The sequence below is a fragment of the Myroides sp. C15-4 genome (assembly GCF_050522745.1).
Lineage (GTDB): Bacteria > Bacteroidota > Bacteroidia > Flavobacteriales > Flavobacteriaceae > Flavobacterium.
Genome location: NZ_JBMVQX010000039.1, coordinates 24360 through 31138 on the forward strand (window position 1 = coordinate 24360; position 6779 = coordinate 31138).

The 6779-nt window shown below is 39.4% G+C and carries 6 protein-coding genes and 1 pseudogene; 5 read left to right on the plus strand and 2 right to left on the minus strand.

The features are described 5' to 3' along the window. Positions 1–202 precede the first annotated feature (202 nt). Together ACPDHL_RS14240 and ACPDHL_RS14245 are read left to right on the plus strand one after the other, a co-directional pair. The gene (locus tag ACPDHL_RS14240; RefSeq protein ID WP_430533416.1) at positions 203–385 is read left to right on the plus strand and encodes a hypothetical protein; all 183 of its coding nucleotides are present in this window, start codon (positions 203–205) and stop codon (positions 383–385) included. Positions 386–528: 143 nt separating this feature from the next. Then, a complete protein-coding gene (locus ACPDHL_RS14245; RefSeq protein WP_430533421.1) occupies positions 529–1335 on the plus strand; it encodes a DNA alkylation repair protein in 807 nt (268 codons plus the stop codon). 161 nt (positions 1336–1496) lie between these two features. Here ACPDHL_RS14245 and ACPDHL_RS14250 read toward each other — a convergent pair whose 3' ends face one another. Beyond that, positions 1497–2237: a YoaK family protein gene (locus ACPDHL_RS14250; protein WP_430533417.1), complete on the minus strand. Its 741-nt coding sequence runs from the start codon at positions 2235–2237 to the stop codon at positions 1497–1499. 311 nt (positions 2238–2548) lie between these two features. Here ACPDHL_RS14250 and ACPDHL_RS14255 point away from each other — a divergent pair, with 311 nt between their 5' ends. The 3 genes from ACPDHL_RS14255 (at position 2549) to ACPDHL_RS14265 (ending at position 6158) form a co-directional block, all read left to right on the plus strand. Beyond that, a complete protein-coding gene (locus tag ACPDHL_RS14255) occupies positions 2549–4450 on the plus strand; it encodes a histidine kinase (protein WP_430533418.1) in 1902 nt (633 codons plus the stop codon). A gap of 9 nt (positions 4451–4459) precedes the next feature. Beyond that, positions 4460–5200 carry a LytR/AlgR family response regulator transcription factor gene (locus tag ACPDHL_RS14260; RefSeq protein WP_430533419.1) on the plus strand — a complete coding sequence of 247 codons (741 nt, stop codon included), beginning with the start codon at positions 4460–4462 and terminating at the stop codon, positions 5198–5200. 334 nt (positions 5201–5534) lie between these two features. Further along, positions 5535–6158 (plus strand): hypothetical protein, encoded by a 624-nt coding sequence (locus ACPDHL_RS14265; RefSeq protein WP_430533420.1) that lies wholly within the window; start codon positions 5535–5537, stop codon positions 6156–6158. 285 nt (positions 6159–6443) lie between these two features. Here the strand turns inward: ACPDHL_RS14265 and ACPDHL_RS14270 are convergent. Further along, positions 6444–6779, minus strand: a pseudogene (locus ACPDHL_RS14270) (hypothetical protein); the annotation flags it as partial.

Consider the following 6779-nt stretch of genomic DNA (forward strand, 5'->3'; position numbering starts at 1 on the left):
GGTGTTTTTAGCCTAAGCTTCTCCCTAAGCACACAAAGGTACATTTTTTAACCATTATGTACAGCATTCCTTTTATTATTTTTAAGCAAATAGCATTTCCTCCCACCCTTAAAAAATCACCCTTTTTACATAATAAAAGTTAAAATTCATTAAACTAAAGCATTAACCCCTTACGTTCAATTCGTTTATTCAATTTTATTTAATGAGATTGGTGTTTTTTGGGGGTCGGCACCAAAACTTAGAGGAAAAGGGAGATGGGAAAAGGGAGATGGGAAAAGGGAGATGGGAAAAGGGAGATGGGAAAAGGGAGATGAGAAGAGGGAGATGGGAAAAGGGAGATGGGAAAAGGGAGATGGGAAAAGGGAGATGGGAAATCGTAGCGTAGCGTAGATTCATCGAACACCAAAACAAAATAAAAAATCAGTGAGATAAAGAACAAAAAACAAAAAAAAAACTAGGGGACAATTTTATGCGGTATTGTCCAAACCAAAAAAGATGATAATCTTTGTTGCATCATACCAAAAAGCCATGGATCAGACGAAGAGAAAAGGTTCTAAAACCATAGCAGGGATTCCTCCTGCCCTTTTAGAACAATTAAACAAAGGGGAAATAGAAACAGCCAATTTAGTTGAATGGTTAGCCATCGACTTAGCTATACTATTGGAAACGGTATTACAACAAGCCAATAAACGAGTCTATCTAGCTCCTACACTACAAGCGGTAGCGGCCTTAAAAAAACCAACGATTACAGCTAAAAATGCCGCAATTGGTCAGCAGTTACTAGTACAAGCTATGGAAGCCAATGATCAGACCCTATTTGCTTTTCTCAGCAATCATCCTGCTGATATGGCGCGTTGTTGGGCCACCTATATGATTGGGCTTCATCCGACCTATAGCCCCAGTGAACAATTAGCAGCGATTAAACCCTTTGCTGCGGATACGCATTTTGGGGTACGGGAAACCGCTTGGATGGCTGTTCGTCCGACAATCATTGCCAACCTCGAACTGAGCTTAGCGATCTTGACGCCCTGGACCTTAGACGCAGATGAAAATGTACGTCGCTTTGCCACGGAGTCCACCCGACCGAGAGGCGTTTGGTGCGCCCCTATTGAAACACTAAAAACAACACCCGAACTCGCTCTACCTCTATTGGAAAATATGCGCAATGACTCGGCCAAATACGTTCAAGATAGCGTAGGCAATTGGCTCAATGACGCCAGTAAAACTCAACCTGATTTTGTGCGAACCCTTTGCGCGAGATGGCTGAAAGAAAGCAATACTAAAGCAACAGCCTATATCGTAAAGAAAGCCTTGAGAACAGTGAATAGTGAGTAGTGAATAGACCACTCACCATTTACCATTTACCACTCACCACTCACTACTCACCACGCCAAGAACAAATAACAAAGTGCAGCGAGCAAAGAACAAAGCGCAACGAGCAAAGAGCAAAGAGCAAAAAACAAAGAACAAAAAACAAAGAGCAAAAAACTCACCACTCACCAATAGCGTTTTTGGATTCTGCGTCTTAGTGTATAGTAGCTCATCAACAATTGGTCATACCACAAAGCGAATAACAGCAACATAGCGGCTAGCAGTAGCGTTTTGAATTGGTAATGGAAGTACAAGAAACCACCCGCTACACAGCCAATGAAAAAACAACCAATAATGGCGAGCATTAAAAAGATACTGCGAAACAAGCGCACGCGTTCTGCGCGATTCTTGTAAAAAAACAACTGAGAGAGCACAATACCCAAATCGGTAAACAACCCTGTTAAGTGGGTGGTTCGCACAACAGCACCTGAAACCCGGGTTACTAAAGAGTTTTGCAACCCCATGGAGAACAATAAGGCCAAGGCGCAAAACACGCTGTACTTAATCAAGGCTCCTTCAAAGAATAAATCGACTAAACTAATCCCTACCAATAGGGCCACTTCAATCAAAATGGGAATAACATAAGACACCTCTGGTTTGTGTTTCAACACCCATTCCATAATCAGACTCGACACAAAGGATCCCAATAGAAAGAAAAAGGTATAAATTAAATACACCATTGCGCGGCTGTAATTCTCTTCCGTTACTTCTTCTGCAAAAAAGGCAAAATGTCCCGTTACATTAGTGGTCAACGTACTCAACCCCAACACCCCAATACTATTGACAATTCCTGCAACACCTGATAAGAGGGATGCTAATTTGAGGTTGTGCGAATATGCGCGATTTTTTCCTTGATGCCTAAACATGACCGAAATTCCTTTTTCCCAAAGTTACTAAATCCCTTTTTATCTTGTGCTCCTGCTGTTCTATTCCCTGCTATTGCCCTCCTATTCTTTTCAAATTCAACAGACTAAAGCCCAATTCACAGCATAAAACAACGCTTTTTTAGGTTTAAATGAAACATCAAGGACCAATTTTTAAAAATTAAGTAAAATTATTTTAAGAATAAGATTTATGTTTGCACCCTATAACTATTGGCGATAGAATCATGTTTTATTTATGCTTTATTCGCAATAAAAGCACAACTTTCTGTTTCTTCTCCTTTTTTGTTTGTTCCATGATGCGTATTATTTTCCTTTTACTCTCCTTATTATTCGTTTTCAGCTGTACACAGAAACAACGGATTGAACCTGTTACAAAAGGAAATCCACACCTAGATCCCACACTCGCTCAAGAGAGTTTAGCTTTTTACTTGGGCTTGGATACCATTCCGACATTGGAGCGAAAGCAAATCATTGAAGACGCCTTGGCACAACCGGATCAAGCCCTAGCGCAATCTCCCTATGGTGCCTATATAAAGCATTTACTTTTTTCAACTAGCCCCCAACAAGATAGTGCTGCCTTTTACTTCAACCGAATCCTTGAGGCCTATCCAACCTTAGATATCACTTGGCAACGGTTGGTTACCTATACCCAATTAAACCAAGAGATCAAACACAAACGAGTGGCTTCTTTGGATTTTATGGAACTGCTTTACACCGAATTGGAAGAGGTACATAAAACGTCTACGATTTTGGATTATCAGCTCTACGATGTACTGGCAAAGGCCTATTTCTTAAATCGAGATCTTGCTCGTTCGGTCAAATACACCGAATTGTATTTCGACAAGCACCCCTTCAAAGACCATCGCGTGATTCAATCTCGCTTTTACGATATTTCCTTTTTACTTGCAGCCGAATCACAAGATCGCGAGCAGGCTTTTCACAACTTACAGCAGTTAAAAACCCTTTTAAAAGGCTCGAAAGACGAAATTGCCAAAATGCGCTATTTCGATATGGAGGCACGTTATTTTGCGCTAATTGGAAGCTATGAAGAAGCTTTAAACAGCAGCAAGCGCTATTTCCATTACAGCCAAAAAGCCAATCAACTCCACCCTATTGTTTACAACAATTTAGCCACGAGTTTTGAGCGAAATAAACAATGGGACGCCGCTATTCACTACTATAAAGAAGGGATTGCACTCGCGGAACAAATGAAAATTCAGGAGCAAAATCAACTCTATGGTGGACTAAGCCATGTGTATAAACTAAAAGGCGACTACCAACAAGCGTTGATTGCCTTGGATTCCTCTTTCGCTCATGTGACGCGAATGAAAGAAAAAGTAAATGCCAATAAACTCCATGAGCTGGAAATCCAATATCAAACCAAGCAAAAGGACATAGAAATTACGACGCTTAAAGACAACTTTCAACTTCAACAAAAGAACTTTCAACAACAACGTTGGATTACTCTTTTAGCGGTTCTCTTTGTCATAGGCGCTCTTTTATATGGATTAATCCTCTATCGTCAGCGGTTATTAAGTGAGAAAAACAAGCGACTTACCATGCAAAATAAAAAGATGGAATTGGAACAGCGCATGCTACAAGTGCAACTCAACCCTCATTTTATTTACAACGCTATAGCGAATTTACAAGGGTTTATCAACCAAGAAAACAAGACAAAAGCCAATCGCTATTTGCTTGCACTTTCTAAGTTAATGCGCCACATTCTCGAACTCAATCGCCATGATTTTGTTGCCTTAGCGGATGATTTAAACGCAGTAGAAAATTACCTCCAAGTACAACAAATGCGCTATAACGATTCTTTTGACTATGAAATACACGCCGACACAATTGCTTTGGATGAACTATTAATTCCTCCCATGCTCATACAGCCCTTTATTGAAAACGCCATTGAACACGGATTTAAGAACCTAAGCTATCGCGGGTTACTAACCCTTACTATAGAGGAAAAAGACGAACAACTCTACCTCTATATACGCGATAATGGACGTGGATTTGACGGGGAATCAACCAGCACACAGAAACAATCCCTATCGCAGATTATTACACAGGAGCGTTTGGATGTTTTATTCGGAGCCAAAAAACAACGCGCTTTTTTCAAACTATACCCCCTTACAGACACCTCTTCTGGCAGTGGGGTCGAAGTTGTTTTGTGTATTCCACTTCTTTACCTTTAATTTAATCCTATGAAAGTATATATTCTCGAAGACGAAGTTGCTATTTTAAAGTACATTCTATCCTTAGTGGTAGACATTCCCTACCTCCAAGTGGTTGGATATGCCGATGCTATAACCAAGGCTTATCCTGAAATAATGGCCCAACAGCCTGATTTAATTTTGGCGGATATCCAGCTAAAGGATGGAACGAGTTTTGAGCTATTACAACGCCTTAACCTGCCACATACGCAATTGATATTCATAACTGCTTATAGTCAATATGCCATTAAAGCACTGAATCTAGGAGCGCTGGGCTATATCGTCAAACCCATAGACGAACGAGAATTTACACAAGCCATTGACCGCTGTTACCAAAAGCGAAACTCCCACGTTTTTGAAGAAGCGCAAATTCAGGTAGCTCTCGATCAGTTACAAACCATACATCCACCCAAGCGATTGGCCTTAAAGACCTTTCACTTTACGCAAATTGTCTGTATTGCCGATATCGTCTATTGCCAAAGTGACAAAGGCTATACGACCTTTTACCTGCTCAATGGAGACAAACTCATGGTCTCTAAGGTCCTCAAAGAATATGAAGATTTATTAATTCCCGCTCATTTTATTCGCTGTCATCAATCGTACTTGGTTAATACGGCTTTTATCAGTAAATACTATAAGGAAGGCTATCTCGAATTAACGGATCAAACGACTATTCCCGTATCAGAGCGCAAAAAAGAACTGATTCTCTCCTATATCCAAAGCATATCCTAAGCGCTATTTGAACGGATAATCTGTCAAAAGGGACGAATATTGATTGATGCGTCGCGAATATAAACAACCTCTTTCATTTTTTTCTAATCCACCTACCTTTGCAAAAGCTAAAGTATAAATCGTATACAAAAATTAGTACACCGTTGTTTCCACAAAGCGGTATGACGTTTTAGTCCCCTTTTTTCTTTAGCTAAACCCCTTTTTTATGTAAAAAGTCACAGAAAAAATGAAACACTGTCGTTTATCTTGTGAATCAAACGAAAAACGAGAAAATCGGACCGTTTAATTTATTGACTTTTCACTTATAATCAGGAACATCAAAAAAAATTATAAAATGAAAAAATCAGTTGCACTTATTGGTAGTCTTATTGCCTTTTTAGCCATATCATGTGGAGATTCAACCATTCACTTACAAGAGGAGAATAATACTGCTGCAATAAAAGCAGAAGTAGAAAAAGCCTTCTCTCCAGATTTAGCCGTTACGGATCTCTTGCTATCCACACCTAAATTAGATACGCGATTAAGTGATATTATGGTTACTTTTTGGGAAGATGACAAAGAATACACCCAAAACTACGATTTCAAAAACGGACTACAGGAAAAAAGAGAAATCAAACTGATGCTTCAAATTGATCACATCAAAAAAGCAGCAGAAGAAAGAAAATCAAATACGTTTAAAATCAAGGATATTGATTACAGTAAAAAGTATGACAACTTCATCAAAGCGGTAAAACTTGTGATGGAAGAATATCCAGAAAATAGCGATGAAACCTATGATAACTTTATCCTACACAGCTATCGCTTCACAGCGAAAGGATCAAATAAAATAGGTGAATCCCTAACGCTACATGCGAAAAAAGTAGGTGAATCCGTACAACATCATGCAAGATCTACAACCACCAATTTCTATGAGTTTACTTTTGTCGTGCTAGAAAACGGCGAGTTGGAATGGAGATAGTGTAAGGTTTACAGTTGACGGTTGACAGTATAGTTTACTCGTTGCCTCTATCCTAAAAAACACAAGCTATTGTAATGTTTTATAGTGTACAAATTACGGTTGACGGTGTGTGATTTACATTCGATAATTCGCAGTTGTTAGTTTACAGTTAACCGTAACTGTTCCTATATCCTAAATTAGTTAGAAAATAAAAATTGCTATAAAAAGAGAATAGCTGTTTAGTAAGGCGTTTTACACAAAACGTCAGTATCAAAGCAGTCAATCTAAAACGGAAGCGCAAAAGGTTTATTCCTTTTGCGTTTTTTTTGATTGGTGAGTGGTGAGTGGTGAGTGGTGAATGGTGAGTGGTGAGTGGTGAGTGGTAAGTGGTGAATGGTGAATGGTAAGTGGTGAATGGTGAATGGTGAATGGTGAGTGGTGAATGGTAAATGGTGAGTGGTGAGTGGTGAGTGGTAAGTGGTGAATGGTGAGTGGTGAGTGGTGAATGGTGAGTGGTGAATGGTGAATGGTGAATGGTGAGTGGTGAATGGTGAGTGGTAAGTGGTGTACGTCCCTGACATAGGTTGACCATAAAAATTCAATTTTCCTATGAAAGTCAACGTTCAACAAATTAAAAAAAAT

What these genes read in the sequence shown, in the direction of transcription:
- ACPDHL_RS14240 (WP_430533416.1), top strand. Translation starts at nt 203, where the DNA reads ATGAGATTGGTGTTTTTTGGGGGTCGGCACCAAAACTTAGAGGAAAAG.
- ACPDHL_RS14260 (WP_430533419.1), top strand. Translation starts at nt 4,460, where the DNA reads ATGAAAGTATATATTCTCGAAGACGAAGTTGCTATTTTAAAGTACATT.
- ACPDHL_RS14245 (WP_430533421.1), top strand. Translation starts at nt 529, where the DNA reads ATGGATCAGACGAAGAGAAAAGGTTCTAAAACCATAGCAGGGATTCCT.
- ACPDHL_RS14265 (WP_430533420.1), top strand. Translation starts at nt 5,535, where the DNA reads ATGAAAAAATCAGTTGCACTTATTGGTAGTCTTATTGCCTTTTTAGCC.
- ACPDHL_RS14250 (WP_430533417.1), bottom strand. Translation starts at nt 2,237, where the DNA reads ATGTTTAGGCATCAAGGAAAAAATCGCGCATATTCGCACAACCTCAAA.
- ACPDHL_RS14255 (WP_430533418.1), top strand. Translation starts at nt 2,549, where the DNA reads ATGATGCGTATTATTTTCCTTTTACTCTCCTTATTATTCGTTTTCAGC.